Raw genomic sequence first — 18,606 nt, 5'->3', positions numbered from 1 at the left:
ATGTCCGACGTTACTGCCGTCCAAGACCTTGTCCAAAAACATAGTGATTTAAAACAGGAGATTGGTAAAGTAATCATTGGCCAAGAACAGGTCATAGAACAAATTCTTTTATCCATTTATACCGGAGGGCATTCCTTGCTCATTGGGGTTCCCGGTTTGGCAAAGACCTTGATGGTAAATACCATAGCCCAAACATTGGGCTTGGACTTCAAGAGAATACAGTTTACACCCGATTTAATGCCCAGTGATATTTTGGGAAGTGAGGTTTTGGACCAAAATCGGAATTTTAAGTTCATCAAAGGCCCCATTTTTGCCAATATCATTCTGGCAGATGAGATCAACCGGACCCCTCCCAAAACACAGGCTGCCTTATTGGAGGCAATGCAGGAAAGGGCCGTGACCGTTGCTGGACATCAATACAAACTGGAACTCCCTTATTTTGTTCTGGCTACGCAAAACCCTATCGAACAAGAAGGTACCTATCCACTGCCGGAAGCGCAATTGGATCGTTTTATGTTTGCCATTAAATTGTCCTATCCCTCCATTGAGGAAGAGATCGAAGTGGTCAAGTCCACGACCACGGATAAATCGGTGAACCTTAATACACTCTTTAGTGCCGATGGCATAAAAGAGGTGCAACAGTTGATCAGAAGGGTCCCCGTGGCGGACAATGTTGTGGACTATACGGTACGATTGGTCAATAAGACCCGACCCGACCTGGGTTCAGCTTCTGAATTTGTGAAGAATTACGTGGATTGGGGAGCAGGACCTCGGGCATCCCAAAATTTGGTCATGGCCGCAAAGGCGCACGCCGTTGTCAATGGCAAGTATTCCCCGGATATTGAGAATATAAAAGCAGTGGCCCATGGTATCCTAAGGCATAGGATCCTTAAAAATTATAAGGCAGAGGCCGAAGGAATTTCTGAGGATGACCTGATTTCCCAACTATTGGAATAATATCGTATTCCCATCTTTTTAGGGTAATGCTAGGGATGGGGCAAACCATTGCACCGGCTTTAGTGCTAAAAATTCTTCGCAACCTGATAGTAAAACATTTCGTCCTGCGGTTTTTGGATGCTGTTTTTTGACATGAGAACATCAGTCGTCTCGGTGTAAATAAAATGGTACCAAAAGATAAAGAATTCTTCAAACGAAACTTCCTTATCAAAATTCAGCTCACGGTATATGGCTTCAAAATTGGGTTTGTTTCTGTTCAGGATATCAAGTAGACATGGGAAAAATGCATTGGGCATTTTATGGCTTATCACCTGCATATCCTTTTCATCAAAAACATAAATAGTCTTGTCCTCGTAATTATCCCAACCAACATTTGATTGAATCCGTTTGTTACCATATACGGAAATGCCTATTGAATCATTCCAAAAAAGCCCCATATTGCCATAGATTCCAAAAGGTTCGGTGGTGTTGTTAGGAGCATCTTCAACAATGGCAAGGTAATACCGACTTCCATTTCTTAAAGGTCGCTTTGTGTTTAAAAAAACCTCTTCCACCTGTTGGATTTGAAAGTTATCAAGGAGGACATTGCTTAGATAAAAGAAGGACAATTCATGGAAATCATGGTGTTTTGAAATATTCATTTCGTTATGTATCCTTTTTATTTCCGGTAACCAGTTATTGATACTGTCCGCAATTTCGTTGGCTACTTTTTGTCCTTTTTCCTTCAATAGATTCCCTCGCTCCAAGGTGAATATGCCAAGTTTGGGTTGATAGTAGTCCCCCTTTTTTGTAAGTAGTTTATTTTCAATTAGGGCATCTATGTTCCGCTCCGTTGTCCCAGGACTCCATTTCAGTGCACTTTCAATTTCAGAAAGCGGAATATTGTAATGCAGCGCAGTCAGAAACTGGACAAGACTATCTTTATTGATGTCGATTTTGGGGCCTTCGTATCCAGATATTTGGTAAACTAACAACGGGGAATCAAGAATACTATCAATTGTTCTACTGTTTTTAATGGAACAGCTTACCAAAATAGTAATAACGAGTGCGGTAAATAGCGTCTTCATGCAGTAATGTTTATTGTCAAAAATTAGGGTTTGCAAAGGTATTGCGTTTTCCCAATTTTTCTAGGGTTTTGCTAACAATACTGCACTGCATAACCGTCTTTTTTGCTGCGGAAAAATGCCACATCATTTGCGGGCGGTATGGAACGTTGGGAGTCCACAACTACTTCCTCATTAAGTTGATGTAAAACCATAAAAGGGTGATGTAGTTGGATACACCACATCACCCCATGTTTTAGGACTACACCTTGCCTGCCGTTTTTATTAAGTTTCCGTTGGCAAGATCACATTTAACGTTTAAATCATGCCGTTTGCATGTGCCATATGCTCAGGGATCATTTGTCTCACCGTCCAATATTCAACAATTGATCCATTGGATAGTCTATAAATGTCATATTGAACAAAACGGGTTCCTGCTTTCTCGAATTCGGACTGTGTCATTACAAAATTATGTTCTCCAATAACACGATGTAATCGAAATGAGTCATAATCGGTTTCAAAATTCGATAGGTCAAGACCATCGCTTAAGAAATCCTTTGTTTTAGCAGTCTGTTTCCCAATCAGCACTTGTGTTACAAAACGCGCTACGATTTTTTTATTTACTGCTGAATCTTCTTGACCGTCAATAGCGACGGTCCCGATAACTTTGGGTTTGGAACCAACAATTTCCTGTACTGCATCCCAGTGTTCGGAAATTAATCCGTTTTCAATGCGATAAAAATCGACCGTAGCATTTTCCTTTCCCATAAATTCAATTTGTGAATGGACGGCTACAAAATTGTCCTCACAAATGAATCGCATAAAGGGTTGCTTTGGATTCTCTGGTTTCGACACTTGCTTTAACAGGGCAAGAAATTCCATAAATCCGGCTTTTCCGGTCTTTACCGTGGGATTGTGCTGGATGTAATTATCGGCGATTACGGCATGGGCAAATTTCTCATTTGCTTGCCCAAACACTTTGGAATAAAAATCAAGTATCAATTGTTTATTTGGATTTCCGTTTTTTAAATCAGTTTTAATCATAGCATGCTCTGAATTGGTTTTACATGAAATCAGTATCATCATGCAAAACATTGTGGATATGTTTCCCATATCTCACTGTTTATTAAATGAATGTATTAAGTCTAGGGGTGTATCGATAGGATACAACAAGCCCTATTGGACAATTGAATTTGTCCAGTTAAGGTATCCGCTCGAAAAAAATCGGGATTTTCGGAGAAGAAAACTTGTATTTAGTAAAACGAATTCTCAGTGCTGCAAAAATATAAAACAAGATTTTATCCAGCTAGTCTTTTTATTCCTATAGCGGTTTTCCCTTTTTTATGGGTAGGTAAGGGTGCGTATGACCACCAGTAAAGCTTTTTAGGTATCGATTTTTGGGCCGGTTACTGGAGGCAATTCCGTTACCTATTACTTAAACGCCTTTTGGGAAACTGGCTTTTTATAATTTAAGTTTATGTCTTTCCTTATTCAAAAAGTCAATAATGATTTTCACTTGCTTGTCAATGTCCTTAATCTTGGCAAAACTGTAAATCAGACTTCTCTTTTTTCCATCAGTGAGTCTGTCAAAAATAGCCTTGGAATCCAAATCCTGCCCCAAAAAAACGGTCAGCACCTCAGGTATCTCCACTCCAAGTTGGTCGGGGTCTTCCTCAATTTTATAGCTGACCTCATTACCTATTTCCTTGTTCAACTTCTTGAGGTATTTTCCGGCAATGATGATATAAAAGTTGCCATCTCCCAAATGATTCAATCCACAACGATAGGAAACTTCCTCGTCAATTGTACAAATCATCCGTGTGGCTCGTTTTCTGCTAAACCGATCGATGATTTCTGAGTCGAGCTTTAAGTAGAAATAGCCACCTTTTCTTTTTTCGAGTTGCTTGATGGTTTGTTTTCCTTCGTATGACGTCATTATGTCACATTCCTATTACACGTAGTGTATTGGCTATGATTTCATTATTGTCTCCAACCTGCAATTTTAAATTGCGAGAGGAAGGCACTTTTTGCAGAATTGTTCCACCGAAATCCAGCCCAATTAATGGTTGTTAGGTTTAAAGTTAGCAAGAATACCGCAATGAATTGGAGCCCTTCATTGGCTGCTGGTTTTATTTCTGCTTGATTTGCGGGAATTTGTCTTTCACCAAATTCAATTTGATTCCAAATTCAAGATATGCTTTTAGGCCGTCCAAAACTGTTGTAAATCCCCCTGTGTTATTTTTAACTGCTTCAATCAAATCATTTCCGGTTTGATGAAATCCGTAATTTTTGATTATAACATAGGTCGTTTCGTTTGCTAATTCCAAAAACTCAAATTCCACAGTTGTGGTCGGATTGTCCCATTCAATTATTATTTTTTCATTGGGTACAAGTTCAACTACTTTTATTTGGTCGGCTACACCATACATTTCCCATTCCCAAGTAACGGTTTTACCTTTTTCAAGTTTCCCACTTGACTTTGTGAACCAAAACATGGTGGTTAGTTTTGGGTCAACAAAAGCCCGAAAAACCTCCGAAATCGGTTTTCTTACCATCATTTGACATTCCACCATTGGATGTTGTGCTTCACTCATTTCAGTATAGGGTTTTGAGGGATTCCCAACTTGTGGCCAATGTTTGTGTGTTGCAGAATTTTCCAAAGGAAATAGCTCAATGGGTCATTAAGATAACAAATCTGGGATGAATTCCGTTTTTTGGAATCCAACAAGAGCTAAACCTATTGTCGCCAGTGGTTTTTGTTTTTTAATCGAACGGAATCAAGTCGGGTTCTAAAAATGCTGTTTTTGCCAAATTCGAATGGTAAATATCAAATCCGTAATGATGACCCATCAACTCCTTGAAATTATATTTTAATCTGGGAAATTCAGCAATAAAATCCTTGAAATTATTGGAATTCGATTTGAGCATAAAATGATAAACTGCTTTGACCGCGGCCAAGGTCAACGTCATATTGAACTTGCCCTTTGCTCCAACATGGTTCACAAACTTCTGTAATTGGTAGGGGATGTTTTTTTCCGCTTGCTCAATTCCATAGTTATCAATATGTATCCATGCCAACCGTAAATGGGCTTCATGGGAAAAATGAGAGGGGTTTAGTTCGCATGTAATGAATTTTTGTTCAAATTCGGCGTCAGAAAGTTCAAAATGCTTTTCCATTTTCTAGGTTTCTTGAATTACGGGTAATGAGCTGGTGCATGATGGATTATTGCCTCCAACGGGTCCCTTACGACCATCGGGGGGAGAGGAAGGCATAAAAGCAAAATGTCCGTCCGTGGTAAAGATAATTGATTGTAATGGATTCCGTTTTAGGGATCCAGCGGCAATTGATTACACACCGACGTTGTGCACTGCCATCTTTTTCACTCGTTTTGGGAATTTATTAACCAGATTGGAGAAGTGGTCGATTTGTGGTCCCTACCAATGATGTCCTTATAAAGTTCAGGTTTTCTGGCATTTCTATACCTCCATCCCCCAGAGCGTTTGATTTTTTCCTTGGTGATCTTTGAAATGGTAATTTCATCTTGAAAGGATTTTATTTCGGACAAAACTTCTCCATAGGGATCTAGTATCATGGAATTTCCGTTTTTTAGGTGTCCGCCATCATAGCCTATGGGGTTTGTAAATGCATAATACACCCCATTATCGTATGCTCTTGCGGGTAGCCAGCGCATTAACCAACGCCTGCCTTTTGGCCCGTCGAATTCCAACCTCAGTGAAACAGGGTCGTTCTCGCGGTTTTCCCAATAGGTATCGGCAACGTAACCGCGGTGTGGCATAGTGGAAGGTGTACAACCCGTAACATGGGGTGCAAAAATGATTTCCGCTCCCAAAAGGCTGGTGGCCCGAACATTTTCGATGACATTGTTATCGTAACAGATAAGGATTCCACATTTCCAACCCAGTAATTCGAATACACAATATTTCTGTCCTGGAGACATGTGCCTGCTGATAAAAGGATGTATTTTTCGATACTTTGCCACCAGTCCGTCTCCAGTAACACAGACATAAGTATTGAAAAGTGACCCATCCGATTTTTCCACTAGACCGGCCAAAATCGGAATGTTCAACGCCTTGGAAATGGCAATCAATTCCTGTGTGCTTTTTCCGCTGGGAACTTCTTCTGCCAAGTCCGTTAGTTGCTCCAAGCTCAAGTCCTTGGTGTAGGTGTAGGCGGTAATCGACATCTCGTGAAAACTAATTACGTCCGCTCCGTTGGATTTGGCTTTTTCGGAGAGTTTTCTGATTACCGATAAGTTATAGGCTTTGTCACCGTCCCTAGGTTGAAATTGGGCTACAGAAATATTCAGATTATCCATATGATCATAAATTGCCCGGTAAAGCTAGCAATTGGTTTTTATGGGAAATTGTACAAAACCGACAATGGGTATGGCGCTAAATTTGAACAAGGTTTACGGCCAATCGTTTTGATTTTAAATACGTTGATGGAGTAAGACCAACAGTTTTTTTAAATTCCCTAATAAGGTGTGCTTGGTCGTAATAGCCCGCTTCGAGACCTAATTTGGTTAGCGAACTTTGTTTTTTGTCTTTCGTAAGGCCGAGAAAGGAGTGTAATTTAACGTTCTTGAGGAATGTTTTGGGCGTAACCCCTATTTGCTCGGAAAACAACCGTTGTATTTTTCGTTCATTTACACCTATTTGGCTACAGAGGTCATTGACCAAGATGTCACCCCTTTTTTTAAGGGCAAATGACACGAAGTTCAGGATATAGGGGTTATGGTCGTAGGTAAGTTCATCGAATTTTTTGGTAAAAAATGAATTTAAGGAACCAATCATGTCTATGACATCAGCACTACAAAAAAGGTTTTCTTGAAGTCCCGAAATCCCTTTCCCTAAAACTGTAGAGGCATCTTCCATTCGATTTGTAAATATGGAGGAATGAATACCGGTGAGGGCAAATAAACCCAAAGGTTGAAAAAGCACGATGACAACGGATGTACCTCTATCAACAAAAAAATCCTGATATTCTGAGACTTGACCAAATAAGAACGTTTCAGGTAATGGGTTTTCCGAGTGAAGTGAAACGAATCCTTTTGTATTGAAACTGAATACCAATCCATTATGACCGTTTGCAAAATGTCTATACCGTTTCTTATCACTGTTGCCAATCTCAAACAAAAGATAATGCTTGATATATTTTGAAAGGTTTGGTGAGGGAGCGAATTGCATCAAATAATCCATGGTTTTGGCTTGTACACAGCGGTCTCGGCTATGATTTGCGGCATCGTTATGAATAGGCCATTATTGGTTGTGGTTTTTAATTCAGTTTTTTTGAATAGATCTTTATACTATCCCCAAAGGCAGTAAACCCCTGGGAATGGTATTTCCATCCTTTTTTCTCGTAAAAATCATTCAATGCTGTTGAAAGATATAAATGATCAAACCCTCCTTTTCGAGATTCGTCGATACCATGTTGTATCAATGCATTGGCCAAACCTTGGTTCCGATAACTTTCATCAACGAATAGACAAGCAAACCAAGGAAATAGATCTTGCCTGCTTATAAGGTCATTTGTCAATAATGCATAGGAACCAATAATTTTATCTTCATCGAGCATGAGGTAAAACTTTGGTAAGGATTTATCATCAGCGATTGAATTTTCAATGCAATTTTTATAAAAATCAAAATTCGATTCGTTTCCCCATTGTTTCCAGAAGTATTCAATTCCCCTTTCCAATAGCTTACTTTCCTTATGTAGTAACTCAATATTCATTTTTTAAATCAATATGAACGTCTCGGCTATGATTTGCGGCGTAGTGTTTTTATTCATATAGGTTATCGGTATCCGCAATTGAAATTTCCAATAGCAGGTCCCCCAACTTGCCACAAACAGCATTGAAGAAGTGTTCCCCCTTTTCTTTGGTTGATGCTTTGGGATTTCCCACTCCAGTATCTTCGCTTATTTGACTCCAAGGTCTTTCCGTCCAAGCCCAACCTTCACTAAACGCTTTTATTTTGTTCTTTTTTTCAATTCCGTCGCCCCAATCTTCTTTTGGAAGCACCAATTCAGGAGCCAAATGAAGAATAAGACTTGTTTCCATTTCGTCCGCATGGTCTCCCGGATCATCAAAAAAATCATTCCGATTGACAATCTTTACCCATTCGCCAACACATAAAAACATTTTAGGAAATAGCAGTCCAAGTTCCCGGATTATTGATTTCCAATTATTTCCTCCATGGCTGTTCAAAATCATAAATTTTTGGATTCCTTGACGGTCCAATACGCCAATGATGTCTTTTAAGATGGCGAATTGGGTACTTGGGTTCAAATTCATATCCAAGTAGATGTCGGCCTGTCCGGTATTGACCCCAAATGGAATTGTCGGCAATATGATGACTTTGGCTCCTTTCTCCCAAGCGATCCTCCCGGCTTCTTCCGCGATTGCCGTTCCTTCAATGACATCGGTTGCGTAGGGTAAATGGTAATTATGGGCTTCTGTGGCCCCCCAGGGAAGTACGGCTAAATCAAATTTTTCATCTTTTAAATGTTTCCAATTGGTATCTGCCAGTACGTAAGGTCTTATCATTTACTTTTTTTTAAAGGCTGCACAACGTTTTGTCTGCGAGGTGGTGCCGTTTGGAAGCATGAACCTGCACACTTTGGTGTGCGTAGGTTGCTTTTCCTATAACTAACGTGAGTTCTACATATTTTTTATCAACCAAAAATCCGTCAAATTGAGTGGTTTTTCGTAATAAAATGAAGAAAAATTGTATCGAAATTCAGATTTTGCAAGAAAATTACTTGCCTGCCTGCTGCCGGAAGGCAGGCAGGTTTTCGATACATTTTTGCTATCGCAAAAACACTCAAAATGACGTAATTTTCTTATACTGAATTCACGTTATTACCATCAAATTAAGGATTCCCGTCCTAAATCCAATCAGTCGATTTTCCATCTTCTTCAGTAAATATATCAAAAGGAGTGCTCATAAGGATTCAAATTTCACCTATTTCAAGAAACCATCAAAGCCAATGGCAACTATGTAAAACATATGGTTTCCCAAATAATCCTTATTGGAATATCCATTATAAACGAAATGAAGTTAATCGTTATCTTTAAGGAATACTTAATCCAATCAAAATGACAGACCGTAGAAAATTCCTCCAAAATGCCTCTGCCTTTGGCATGGCAACCGTATTGGGAGCCTGCACCTCTCCCGAACCTAAAGAAGCACCAAAAGTTGAAGAACAAGACAATATCAGAAGGAATCCCATTGGGGTTTCAACCTATTCGTTTTGGCAGTTTAACGGTCCCAAGGAAGACGTACCGATCGAAATGTGCATTGATAAGGCCGCTGCTATGGGTTTTGACGGTATTGAACTACTGTTGGTACAGATGACCTCTGAAGAGAACAGCTATTTGCAGAACCTCAAGAAGCGCGCTTTCCACGCTGGATTGGACCTCATGGGGTTCAGCACACATCAGGGTTATGTTTATCCCGAAAAAGAAAAACGTGACGAAAACATTGCCAAAACGATCAGGCAGATAGAACTGGCGTACGCGTTGGGCATACCAACAATGCGATTGAATACCGGACGCTGGGGAACCTCGAAAAACTTCGATGATCTGATGGCCAATAAGGGTATTGAACCAACATTGGAGGGCTATACGGATGAAGATGGCTTTAAATGGGTGATTGATTCCATTGCAGCATGCATTCCAACTGCAGAAAAGTGTGGAGTGGTCCTGGGCTTGGAAAACCACTGGGGACTGGGACGTACTGCGGAAGGCGTGAAGAGAATTGTTGACTCCATTGACAGTCCTTGGTTGCAAATGACTTTGGACACGGGCAACTTTTTGGAAAATCGTGAGGAACAGCTGAAGCTTATGGCCCCCCAAACTTTCCTAGTTCAAGCCAAAACCTATTATGGTGGAGGTAAATGGTATTCATTGGACATCGATTATCCTGCCATTGGTCAAATGATGCGGGATGTGGGATACAAAGGATGGATATCGCTTGAGTTTGAAGGCTTGGAATCCCCTGATACGGCCGTGCCCAAGAGCTTGGACGTATTGCGGGATGCTTTTTATTACGAGATTTAGTCCTAGTGGAATGCCGTTATGTTTCTTCCGTAGCGCTTTTATGACGGCTTGAATTTTCTGTTTGCCGCTATCGGGATGGGATTACTCTAAAAGGATTGTTTCAGGACATTTGTTTTTTCTTTTACGTGCCCGGTGATACCTTGTTGTAGCCAGCATTTTGGTCATTTTTTTGCTCGTATGGACTTCGTTAAATAGTAAGCCGTTGGGATAAAAAACAATCCCAAGACCATGGATAAAAACCAAGCGCCAAGTCCATCGGCATTTCCATTCACATTTTGAATCGTTTTAAAGACGATAAGTCCAAATACCACTAGGATCCAATTTTAAAATTCTGATCAGCCGAGTGGCGTTGGTGTATTGATGAAGTGCAGTTTCCGTTGTTGTCTTGGTCGGATAATTGAATTTGTGGGGGAATTTGTTTAAAAAGGTCAGCCCCATAAATAATACGGTCGCAATGATTGGTAAGGTCAACATATGGCTTTTATTCCCAAATTCGTCCGCTTCTCCAGCCGCGTTGTAATGGATAGGGATGATTTCCGGTAATGCAGAATAATGGAACAAAGTCAACATCCAAATTCCGACTAGGGCAATCCACCCTAAAAGTCCAATCATTTTATCGGTAGTCGTAAGGCTTGGTTCTATTTTAGGTTGGTTGCTCATTTGTCTGATTTACTTCGTTTTCCCAAAATAGGCTACAAGGGTTCGTATAACCGTCGGTTACGGGTTGTTTGCCTTAAGTTTCAGGTTTAAAAACGACTTTAGCAATTCGGATTGAATTTCCGATTGGGAAATTCAGCCGTAATTTCGATTATCCATTGTTATAACACGTTTTTATTTCATTCAAAAGTATGTCCACATTGCTGTTCAGTTCAGTTGCTCCGTTTAATCGCAATACTTTGCAATCGAGCAATTCGATCCAATTCTTATGAACCTTGAATGTTCTGCCTTTAAAGTTTGGGTTTTCGTATTGGTTTGCCCATTCCAGAAATGCTTTTGAGTTCTGTTGGATTTTTTTGTCGGTCAACAGTTTTTCTGCGTAACGTTCAGTTTCGCGTTTTTTCAGTCGTTCCATTCGTTCCGCGTTTTCCAATCGGATAAAAATGGCCAGATCAAATGCCGTTTCCCACTCCTTTCCCCAACTTACCATTGAACCACTAACTACAACATCCCTAAACTTTTTGAAGTCCGCTTTCAGATTTTCATTCCGTTCCAGCAACGATATTTTTTCCTGGAAGGGCGGATTGGTTTTTTTCCAGTAATAGTCATCAGCATCCAAGTGCTTAAAATCAGTCCTTTTCTCGATTTCCTTCCCCAGAGTTGTGGTTCCGGAACCAGATGCCCCAAAAAGTAATATTTTCATTTTAAAGCACTATTCTTGCTTTTGGCTGTAATGTCTTGAAAGCAGCGCCATTACTTATGGCCGTTGTTGGCGATAGTTATAGTTAATCCAAAGTGTTTGTAGTGGCAACCTCTCTGTGCAATTTCCATCGCCCGTCATTTTTATCTTTTTTGAGTATTGCCAAAAATGTATCCGTAATTTCTACAGGTTCGCCTTTTGCATTGGTATAATACATAAAACTCTTTCCAAAATCGTATGCAATGCTATCACTTACAATAATGGTTTCCTTGGGCATCATTATAAGACTATCATAGCTAAAAGAACCAACAGGTTCATCCCTAAGGCGTTTATATTCTTCCCATGTTCCGCAAATAGGCGTTAAAGAAATGATGTCCTTAGTACCATAGTTTTTCAGATCGGAATATCTTTTTTCTTTAATTGCCTGTTGAAATTCCATTCGCGTTTTTTCAATTGAAGCCAATTCAGCTTCAAAATCAATTGTATTTGTTTTTGAAGATTCTGAGGTAAATTCGGCTGTCTTTTTTTCTTGATTACAAGAGACCAAAAGAAGAACAAAACTAATGAGCATCAATTTTTCCATTTTGAAGTAATTTAATTCGTTTATGATAATTAGTACCAACGGTCTTGTATATAAGAAGTAGGGGATTTATTGCACTTCTTTGCAAATTACAATATACTTTAATTAATTGAAAAAGGGGTCTGAGGAGTCCTTGATAGCGGTTACACTAGTCCTTTCTAGTGTATTTCATTCCGTTTGGTGCTACTGGCCAGTCTTTTTTTTCTTGATAGTCGTATTGCAGCGCTCTGTTAATCATGTCCTTGATTCTTTTCCCACTATGCTTTTCTACGATGTATAAGGAAGCATCGATTCCTGAAGTAATTCCCGAGGAGGTAATATATTTTTCTTCATCTACAAAACGAACGTTTCTTACCAGTTTTATTTTTGGATATTGTTTCGAAAAATCGTCTGCGACAAAATAGTGGGTGGTGGCTTTTTTACCATTTAATGCCTTTGTTTCCGCTAGTAGATACGCTCCAGTACAAATTGAGAGTGTTTTAGTTTTTGGCTTTTGATTCCACTCGGTTATGAAGTCGGTGTAAGTATTACTTTCAACCAATTGGTTTATGATGGGCATACTTGCCCCAGGTATTACTAGGTAATCAGCGTTAGGCATTTCATTAAGGGAAAAATCGGGTTTGATCTTAACTACCTTATTTTCTGTTCCTATTAATACTGTATCCATGGCGATTGTGAATATTTCATATTTGCCTTTGGTCAATTTTTTAGCTTTTGAAAATACCTCAATAGGTCCAGCAAAATCCTGTAATACAACACCCTCATACAAAAGAACCACAATGCGGGTAGTATCTAAGGTTTTTGTTTTCGTAGGGGAATTCATTTTAGTTGTATGCAAGCTATTTTGGGCCTTTGCATTATGGTGTGCTAACAATAGGAGTATTAGCCAGATTACTATCGAGAATTGTAGTTTATGCATAATTTTTCATTTCGTCTTATCGCTAATGATCTCAGCTCTGAATGGTTGTGTAGCCATTACGTATAGCCATCTTTGTACAACGGAATTTAGTTATGTTCAAATAGTATGCCGGCAATTACGGAATTGATTTGATTCGGTCGTACCTTCCAGTCATAGGCCCCATTGGTCAACAAAATTACCGTAAGATTTTCATTCGTCCGGTCATTCCAGTAATGTCTAAATGATGAAATTCCAGCGCCACCATGACCAACCATTCTGTACCCATCTTGAAGTTTATAGGATTCCCATCCCAATCCAAAATAACCATCTGTTCCATTGGTTAATTTAACAGGTGTCCAAATCGCTTCAAGTTGGTCTTTGGTTAGGATTTGTCCATCCTGTACTGCTTGAAACCATTTTATTAAATCGTCCATAGCAATATTTAGACCCGCCCCAGCGTACATGGGTGGGGAATAATTCAGGGGGAACATTTCTAAATTTCCATTGTTTTTTTGGTAGCACGTAACCCTATTTGGAATAACTTTTTTAAATCCGCCGTATATGGCCGAACTTAAATTCAACTTGTCAAAATATTCGGTTTGCATATGGGATTCAAAGTCCTGATTGGCCAATTTTTCAATGATAGCGCGAATAAGCAAAAATCCGGTGGCATTGTATTTTGATTCCGTTCCCGGTTTGGAACTAAATGGTTTATCCCTCAAAGCGTCAATAACGGATTTTTCACTATCCGGGGCTAAATAAATCTGATAATCTATTTGGTCAGGAACACCAGAAGTATGGGACAGTAATTGTTCGAGGGTTAATTTTCTCCAGGATTCCGGTAGGTCGTTTCTATTTGGAAGAAAATCCCCAACGGTTTCACTTACCTCCCGTTCATGGATGCTTACTAATTTATAAAGCGCAATTGAACTGAATAATTTGGATATGGAGGCTACGGGAAAGGACTTGTCCATAGTCATCGGTACGTTAAGTTGGGCATGTGCCGAACCGAATGATTTTTTGTGTACGACTTTCTTGTCGATGAGGATGGCATAGTTTAAACCAATAATCTTAAGGCTATCGATGGTACTTTCCAAATAGGCATCCGTTTTAGTAAAAACACTTTTATCATTTTCCTGGGCATAGGATTTTCCTGTCAAGCCAGTGATTACCAATAGAATTGCCAATTGTTTTTTCATTGATTGTTGGTTTTTTTGTTTTTATGTAGTGTAATAGTTTCGGTTATGATTCCCGTCCGGACCCAGCGTTGCCTATCCGAAAGGCAAGGCCGGCGTTCGGGCGGATTGTTCTTGCTTCCGACAAGCTTGAGCATGTTAAATGGGAGCGAAAGATACTTTTGAATTCTTTAGCAAAGCTTTTTTTATTACATATTAAATTTAGATAAAATCATTAGGGGAGGAGGGAAGCAATGGGTTATAGCCATTGTGTCTGTTGCACAACTTTCTAAAGATAGCAAATCGTGGTATCTTTAGGAATGCAAGGCAAAAAGGAGTATCAGGAAAAGCTCTTCACGGATTTTCGTTTGAGCGACCGTGTTCCCGAGGGGAACTTCTACAGACGTTTGAAAGGGGCATTGGATTTGGATTTTCTCTATCCTCGGACCAAGAGATTTTATGGCGACAGTGGACAGAAGCGCATCGACCCGGTGGTTTTCTTCAAGCTGTGTTTGGTGGGTTATCTGGAGAATATCCCGAGCGACCGTAGGCTTGTGGCCCATTGTGGTATGCGTTTGGATATTCTGTTGTTTTTGGGCTACGGTATCGACGAGGAACTTCCGTGGCACTCCACGGTGAGCCGTACGCGCCAACTGTTTCCGGAAAGTGTCTTTGAAGAGGTGTTTGCCAAGGTGTTTTCCCTTTGTGTGGAGAGCGGTCTGGTCAGCGGCCATACCCAGGTGATGGACTCGGCCCCGGTAAAGGCCAACGCCTCTATGGACAGCCTGGAACTGAAGGTTCCGGAGGAAGAGTTGGAAACGCACCTGCGCAGGGTACGCCACATAAGTGCGACTGACAGGGAAAAGCCGCTTCGCAAGTCCAAGACGGACAGGTCCAAAGCGGATCAACGAAGAATAACGGCCAATGAGCAAGAGTTAAAAGCGCTAAAGGGCCGCAACAGGAAATGGGCCAAGGAACAGGACCAAAGACCGGGGTCGGGCAACAAGGGCTCAAAGTATACCAGCAACAAGACCCATTACAGCCCCACGGACCCGGATGCCAGGATAAGTGTAAAACCGGGCAAGGCCCGCAAGCTCAACTACACGGCGCAATTGACAGTGGATACGGCGAACCATGTGATCACCGACATCGGGGCATACCATGCCGATGGCAAGGACAACCAGCACCTGCCCGATATGGTGAAACGTGTCGGTCCCAGGCTCTGGAAGGAGGGCCTGGGATGGGAGAACGTGGTGGCGGACACCGGGTACAGCAGCGGGGAGAACTATGCCTTTTTGGAACAATGTGGTCTGAAAAGTTTTATCCCTTCCCATGGTACATACAAAGGCGGGCCCGAAGGTTTTGTTTATGATAAAGCGAGAGATTGTTTTATCTGCCCTAAGGGAAAGTCCATTTGGTTTAAGAAAGTATTTCTTGATCACCGCACCAAGACCAAAAAGAAGGAATACCGGGCCAGCAAGAAAGTATGCCTGGGCTGCCCCTTGCGCGGCACATGCCTGGGAAAGTCACAGGAGAAACGCATCTGCTTGACCTACTACCGAGAAGAATACGAGCGCAACAACAAACGGGTGAACAGTCCACAGGGACGTTATATGAAAGCCAAAAGGCAAAGCACCGTGGAACCTGTTTTGGGTACCCTTACCCAATTCATGGGCATGGGCAAAGTATATACCCTGGGCATCCGGCAGGCCAACAAGTGCATGCAAATGGCCGCCACAGCCTATAACCTCAAGAAACTATTAAAGTACACCCTGAAAAAGGCCAGGAGCGCGGCAAAATCCCTGTCCCGGGACTTTTTCGGCCTAAATGGCATGGTAACGGCCACTTTGAGGCTCTGTGATCATCTGTCCTTGGTGAAACGCAAACTGGTATGAACCAAAAAAGCTCTCGGAAAAAGGTTTATATCAATCCGCATTTTCGGACTTATGGGCTTGTGCAACGGTTACCATTGTTGTACAACGTTTTTATTCCAAATAGGTTTCTATTTTTTTTATTTCGGCTACTATCCTATGATTTTTGGGTAAACACTCAATCAATTCAGATGGAACTACTCGGTCAATTTCTGGAAGCTTTTTATACCATTCCAAAACTTCCTCAAAGTGTTTTTCTCCAATCTGTTTATTCCCAAGTTTATAATGACAGTATCCAATTTGTTCAATCAGTTTTGTGTATCTCCATACTTGAAATTCCTTTAGCCTTTCCCTGTCAACTTTGTTATAGTTTTCCAAAGCCAATTCCAATTTATTCAAGTCATGATAACAATGAGCTAAATACAATTGAGCTAAAAAATTGTCTTTATCTAATTCAATTGCCTTTTTAAAATTCCCGATTGAGGTTGCAATATTTTCTATCCAGTTGTCTGATTCATAATCTAGAAGTCCAAGTAAATGATAACAATTGGAATCCATTTCGGAATATTCAGCTAACATCGGTTTGATTTCAGAGCGTAAGATGTCCTTTTCAGTTTTATTCTCAAGTAAACTGAATTCATCATACTTTTCAAATATTTTCTCTTTTAGCCTCAATGTTCCCAAATGTTGTGCAACGGTTTGGTATAACCGTCCATTACGGGTTTATGTGAATTAATTTTCGGTTTAGCATTAACGTTAGCAATTCCGAGTGGATTCGTTTAAGCCTGCCCTGGGCGCAGTCGAAGGATAGTCGAATCCACCATGTGCGGTTATACATTGTTGTGCCTAGTTTTTTTTGTTTATTAATTCGATTTCCATTTTCTTTTTCAAGTCAGTTTTTAAGTCCACTCTTACAGGCTCAAATTCGATTCTTTCCTCAAACTTTTCATTAAACTTGTTTATATAATCTTCAGATTGTTCAGCGAGAAATTCCGAAAATTGATTAATTCCAACTGAAAATTCCAAGTCAATTATTGAGTCCGTATTCTCTTTAGTTTGGAAATAAGTGAATTGTCTTGGACTGCTCAATCCTCTATAATATCCGAGCGTATCTTTTTCTTTGTTGAAAATATGGCAGCAAAGTTCGTAAGGTCTTTTTTGTAAATAATTCCAGTCAGATTTAAATTCAGAGCATAAAGTGTCATTCCAAGAAATGAAATATCCACCAGGTTCAAATTCCAAGTAGATTTCTATGTCCATTTTCATTCGGTCAATTTTTAATTTATCCGGTTTGTTAGAACAACTAAATAAAATTCCAAAAATCAGTATGTAAATTATTCTTTTCAGGATTTTGTCAAATTATGCCCAACGGTCTAGTGTGTGATTAGTTGCGGACTTTTCCAACGGAAAATGTCTGCCTAAGACTAAAGATAATTTATTGCAAGAAATTCACTTGTTGAATTTCCGCCTACAATTAATTATACACCGTGTTGCCATTGGTTTTTATTCAATTTTAAATTCATTTAATACGGGTAACGCTTTATTGGTAAAGTCAAACAAAGCCTGATTCTCCCAAGGGGATGCATCTGTGGACTCCTTTCCTTTCCAAGCGATCAATTCGGATCCCCAGTAACAAAACCCAATTCCTTTTTCCAATTCTTGCGTAATTGTTTTTATTTCCTTGACGAATTTACGTTGCCCTTCCGGGGTTGCAGGATACTCGGGTAATATTAATTGTTCCTCCAATCCCACAATATTGTGTGTCCAATCATTCCATTCCAATGTAAAGGGATAAGCGGTTTCCGCAATTAGAATCTCCTTGTTATGCGTGTTCGCAAGCTGTTGCATTTTAGATTGTAAGTCATTAAGGGAATGACCATGCCAGATAGGATAATACGACAAACCAATAATGTCGTAATCTATACCAATGACCTGGTCAAAGAACCAATCTGAGTTTTCAATTCCAGCAAAATGTAAAATAATCTTACAATCCTCTGAATTCTCCCTTACCGCAGCACATCCTTCTTGTATTAGGCTTCTAAAATTTTGATAATTGGTTGAAATGTTTCCATAAGGGTGAAGGATTCCCGAGTTTATCTCATTTCCAATCTGGATATAATCCGGCCGAATTTCATCCATTACCTTTTTTGTGTACAGGTGAACGCTATCTTTTAGCGTATTAAAATCAAGGTTTTGCCATTGTGTGGGTAATTTTTGATTTCCAGGATCTGCCCAAGTATCCGAATAGTGAAGCGTTAGCCAGGTTTTAAATCCATTGCCTCTCAGTGTTTGGGAAAACTGCTTTACTTCATTGAATCCAGAATGTTCATCGATGGGATTGACCCAAAGCCTTAATCTAACCGTATTGATCCCGTTTTCTTTAAGTATTGGTAAAAAACCTTTTGGATTTCCTTCCAAATCATAAAAAGTTGGATTTGTACTTGCTATTTCAGGATACCTTGAAATGTCCACAGCAGAGAGGAACTCCTGATTTCCATTTTCTACAATAGGTCCGCTTGAATCCTCTTTATCACAGGAAATAAAAATCAGAAGGCATAGTAGTATTGGGATCGATCGATTCATTTTGGAAATTACCGGCAACGCCGCGCTATGTGCGACAGCTACACGAGCAGTGCGCGGTTTG

General features: G+C 40.1%; 20 protein-coding genes. 3 read left to right on the top strand and 17 right to left on the bottom strand.

What is annotated here, in order from left to right:
• Entirely contained in the window at window positions 1-957 is a 957-nt protein-coding gene (locus L0P88_RS01955) for an AAA family ATPase (RefSeq protein ID WP_158779331.1), read from the top strand.
• A 65-nt stretch (window positions 958-1,022) separates the two neighbouring features.
• Here the strand turns inward: L0P88_RS01955 and L0P88_RS01950 are convergent, their stop codons facing one another.
• The 9 genes from L0P88_RS01950 to L0P88_RS01910 form a co-directional block, all read right to left on the bottom strand.
• Window positions 1,023-2,024 carry a hypothetical protein gene (locus tag L0P88_RS01950; RefSeq protein WP_247132965.1) on the bottom strand — a complete coding sequence of 334 codons (1,002 nt, stop codon included), beginning with the start codon at window positions 2,022-2,024 and terminating at the stop codon, window positions 1,023-1,025.
• A gap of 294 nt (window positions 2,025-2,318) precedes the next feature.
• Window positions 2,319-3,044, bottom strand: coding sequence for a nuclear transport factor 2 family protein (locus L0P88_RS01945; RefSeq protein ID WP_247132964.1), 726 nt, complete (start codon window positions 3,042-3,044; stop codon window positions 2,319-2,321).
• 418 nt (window positions 3,045-3,462) lie between these two features.
• Window positions 3,463-3,936, bottom strand: coding sequence for a DUF1905 domain-containing protein (locus tag L0P88_RS01940; RefSeq protein WP_247132963.1), 474 nt, complete (start codon window positions 3,934-3,936; stop codon window positions 3,463-3,465).
• 193 nt (window positions 3,937-4,129) lie between these two features.
• The gene (locus L0P88_RS01935) at window positions 4,130-4,594 is read right to left on the bottom strand and encodes an SRPBCC family protein (RefSeq protein ID WP_247132962.1); all 465 of its coding nucleotides are present in this window, start codon (window positions 4,592-4,594) and stop codon (window positions 4,130-4,132) included.
• 169 nt (window positions 4,595-4,763) lie between these two features.
• Window positions 4,764-5,177: a hypothetical protein gene (locus tag L0P88_RS01930; RefSeq protein WP_247132961.1), complete on the bottom strand. Its 414-nt coding sequence runs from the start codon at window positions 5,175-5,177 to the stop codon at window positions 4,764-4,766.
• Between the two features lie 203 nt (window positions 5,178-5,380).
• Window positions 5,381-6,337: a nitrilase family protein gene (locus tag L0P88_RS01925; RefSeq protein ID WP_247132960.1), complete on the bottom strand. Its 957-nt coding sequence runs from the start codon at window positions 6,335-6,337 to the stop codon at window positions 5,381-5,383.
• Between the two features lie 76 nt (window positions 6,338-6,413).
• Window positions 6,414-7,220: a helix-turn-helix domain-containing protein gene (locus L0P88_RS01920; protein ID WP_247132959.1), complete on the bottom strand. Its 807-nt coding sequence runs from the start codon at window positions 7,218-7,220 to the stop codon at window positions 6,414-6,416.
• Window positions 7,221-7,296: 76 nt separating this feature from the next.
• The gene (locus tag L0P88_RS01915) at window positions 7,297-7,752 is read right to left on the bottom strand and encodes a GNAT family N-acetyltransferase (protein WP_247132958.1); all 456 of its coding nucleotides are present in this window, start codon (window positions 7,750-7,752) and stop codon (window positions 7,297-7,299) included.
• A gap of 49 nt (window positions 7,753-7,801) precedes the next feature.
• Window positions 7,802-8,566, bottom strand: a complete 765-nt coding sequence (locus L0P88_RS01910) for a creatininase family protein (protein WP_247132957.1) — start codon at window positions 8,564-8,566, stop codon at window positions 7,802-7,804.
• A 552-nt stretch (window positions 8,567-9,118) separates the two neighbouring features.
• On the opposite strand from L0P88_RS01910, the gene L0P88_RS01905 reads away from it, so the two are divergent.
• Window positions 9,119-10,081 (top strand): sugar phosphate isomerase/epimerase family protein, encoded by a 963-nt coding sequence (locus L0P88_RS01905; protein WP_247132956.1) that lies wholly within the window; start codon window positions 9,119-9,121, stop codon window positions 10,079-10,081.
• Between the two features lie 285 nt (window positions 10,082-10,366).
• Here L0P88_RS01905 and L0P88_RS01900 read toward each other — a convergent pair whose 3' ends face one another.
• The 5 genes from L0P88_RS01900 to L0P88_RS01880 form a co-directional block, all read right to left on the bottom strand.
• Window positions 10,367-10,741 carry a DUF1648 domain-containing protein gene (locus L0P88_RS01900; RefSeq protein ID WP_247132955.1) on the bottom strand — a complete coding sequence of 125 codons (375 nt, stop codon included), beginning with the start codon at window positions 10,739-10,741 and terminating at the stop codon, window positions 10,367-10,369.
• Window positions 10,742-10,889: 148 nt separating this feature from the next.
• Window positions 10,890-11,441 carry an AAA family ATPase gene (locus tag L0P88_RS01895; protein ID WP_247132954.1) on the bottom strand — a complete coding sequence of 184 codons (552 nt, stop codon included), beginning with the start codon at window positions 11,439-11,441 and terminating at the stop codon, window positions 10,890-10,892.
• A gap of 82 nt (window positions 11,442-11,523) precedes the next feature.
• On the bottom strand, window positions 11,524-12,021 hold the full coding sequence (locus tag L0P88_RS01890) for a hypothetical protein (RefSeq protein WP_247132953.1): 498 nt from the start codon (window positions 12,019-12,021) through the stop codon (window positions 11,524-11,526).
• Window positions 12,022-12,166: 145 nt separating this feature from the next.
• The gene (locus L0P88_RS01885; RefSeq protein WP_247132952.1) at window positions 12,167-12,937 is read right to left on the bottom strand and encodes a DJ-1/PfpI family protein; all 771 of its coding nucleotides are present in this window, start codon (window positions 12,935-12,937) and stop codon (window positions 12,167-12,169) included.
• 86 nt (window positions 12,938-13,023) lie between these two features.
• Window positions 13,024-14,115, bottom strand: a complete 1,092-nt coding sequence (locus L0P88_RS01880; protein WP_247132951.1) for a serine hydrolase domain-containing protein — start codon at window positions 14,113-14,115, stop codon at window positions 13,024-13,026.
• 281 nt (window positions 14,116-14,396) lie between these two features.
• Here L0P88_RS01880 and L0P88_RS01875 point away from each other — a divergent pair, with 281 nt between their 5' ends.
• On the top strand, window positions 14,397-15,986 hold the full coding sequence (locus L0P88_RS01875) for an IS1182 family transposase (RefSeq protein WP_247132950.1): 1,590 nt from the start codon (window positions 14,397-14,399) through the stop codon (window positions 15,984-15,986).
• A 90-nt stretch (window positions 15,987-16,076) separates the two neighbouring features.
• Here L0P88_RS01875 and L0P88_RS01870 read toward each other — a convergent pair whose 3' ends face one another.
• From L0P88_RS01870 to L0P88_RS01860, 3 genes are all read right to left on the bottom strand, one after another.
• The gene (locus L0P88_RS01870) at window positions 16,077-16,646 is read right to left on the bottom strand and encodes a tetratricopeptide repeat protein (protein WP_247132949.1); all 570 of its coding nucleotides are present in this window, start codon (window positions 16,644-16,646) and stop codon (window positions 16,077-16,079) included.
• A gap of 162 nt (window positions 16,647-16,808) precedes the next feature.
• Window positions 16,809-17,228, bottom strand: coding sequence for a hypothetical protein (locus L0P88_RS01865; protein WP_247132948.1), 420 nt, complete (start codon window positions 17,226-17,228; stop codon window positions 16,809-16,811).
• A gap of 237 nt (window positions 17,229-17,465) precedes the next feature.
• Entirely contained in the window at window positions 17,466-18,545 is a 1,080-nt protein-coding gene (locus tag L0P88_RS01860; RefSeq protein ID WP_247132947.1) for an arabinogalactan endo-beta-1,4-galactanase, read from the bottom strand.
• Window positions 18,546-18,606: the final 61 nt, after the last annotated feature.

Origin of the sequence: Muricauda sp. SCSIO 64092, from assembly GCF_023016285.1 — a bacterium.
Lineage (GTDB): Bacteria > Bacteroidota > Bacteroidia > Flavobacteriales > Flavobacteriaceae > Croceivirga.
Note: the sequence above shows the minus strand (reverse complement) of the source record. Positions and strands in the feature narration are given on the sequence as shown.

Excerpts from the sequence above, each read along its gene's own strand:
- L0P88_RS01950 (WP_247132965.1), bottom strand. The coding sequence starts at position 2,024 with ATGAAGACGCTATTTACCGCACTCGTTATTACTATTTTGGTAAGCTGT.
- L0P88_RS01905 (WP_247132956.1), top strand. The coding sequence starts at position 9,119 with ATGACAGACCGTAGAAAATTCCTCCAAAATGCCTCTGCCTTTGGCATG.
- L0P88_RS01900 (WP_247132955.1), bottom strand. The coding sequence starts at position 10,741 with ATGAGCAACCAACCTAAAATAGAACCAAGCCTTACGACTACCGATAAA.
- L0P88_RS01910 (WP_247132957.1), bottom strand. The coding sequence starts at position 8,566 with ATGATAAGACCTTACGTACTGGCAGATACCAATTGGAAACATTTAAAA.
- L0P88_RS01860 (WP_247132947.1), bottom strand. The coding sequence starts at position 18,545 with ATGAATCGATCGATCCCAATACTACTATGCCTTCTGATTTTTATTTCC.
- L0P88_RS01915 (WP_247132958.1), bottom strand. The coding sequence starts at position 7,752 with ATGAATATTGAGTTACTACATAAGGAAAGTAAGCTATTGGAAAGGGGA.
- L0P88_RS01935 (WP_247132962.1), bottom strand. The coding sequence starts at position 4,594 with ATGAGTGAAGCACAACATCCAATGGTGGAATGTCAAATGATGGTAAGA.
- L0P88_RS01930 (WP_247132961.1), bottom strand. The coding sequence starts at position 5,177 with ATGGAAAAGCATTTTGAACTTTCTGACGCCGAATTTGAACAAAAATTC.
- L0P88_RS01925 (WP_247132960.1), bottom strand. The coding sequence starts at position 6,337 with ATGGATAATCTGAATATTTCTGTAGCCCAATTTCAACCTAGGGACGGT.
- L0P88_RS01865 (WP_247132948.1), bottom strand. The coding sequence starts at position 17,228 with ATGAAAATGGACATAGAAATCTACTTGGAATTTGAACCTGGTGGATAT.
- L0P88_RS01955 (WP_158779331.1), top strand. The coding sequence starts at position 1 with ATGTCCGACGTTACTGCCGTCCAAGACCTTGTCCAAAAACATAGTGAT.
- L0P88_RS01940 (WP_247132963.1), bottom strand. The coding sequence starts at position 3,936 with ATGACGTCATACGAAGGAAAACAAACCATCAAGCAACTCGAAAAAAGA.
- L0P88_RS01895 (WP_247132954.1), bottom strand. The coding sequence starts at position 11,441 with ATGAAAATATTACTTTTTGGGGCATCTGGTTCCGGAACCACAACTCTG.
- L0P88_RS01920 (WP_247132959.1), bottom strand. The coding sequence starts at position 7,220 with ATGGATTATTTGATGCAATTCGCTCCCTCACCAAACCTTTCAAAATAT.
- L0P88_RS01890 (WP_247132953.1), bottom strand. The coding sequence starts at position 12,021 with ATGGAAAAATTGATGCTCATTAGTTTTGTTCTTCTTTTGGTCTCTTGT.
- L0P88_RS01880 (WP_247132951.1), bottom strand. The coding sequence starts at position 14,115 with ATGAAAAAACAATTGGCAATTCTATTGGTAATCACTGGCTTGACAGGA.
- L0P88_RS01945 (WP_247132964.1), bottom strand. The coding sequence starts at position 3,044 with ATGATTAAAACTGATTTAAAAAACGGAAATCCAAATAAACAATTGATA.
- L0P88_RS01885 (WP_247132952.1), bottom strand. The coding sequence starts at position 12,937 with ATGCATAAACTACAATTCTCGATAGTAATCTGGCTAATACTCCTATTG.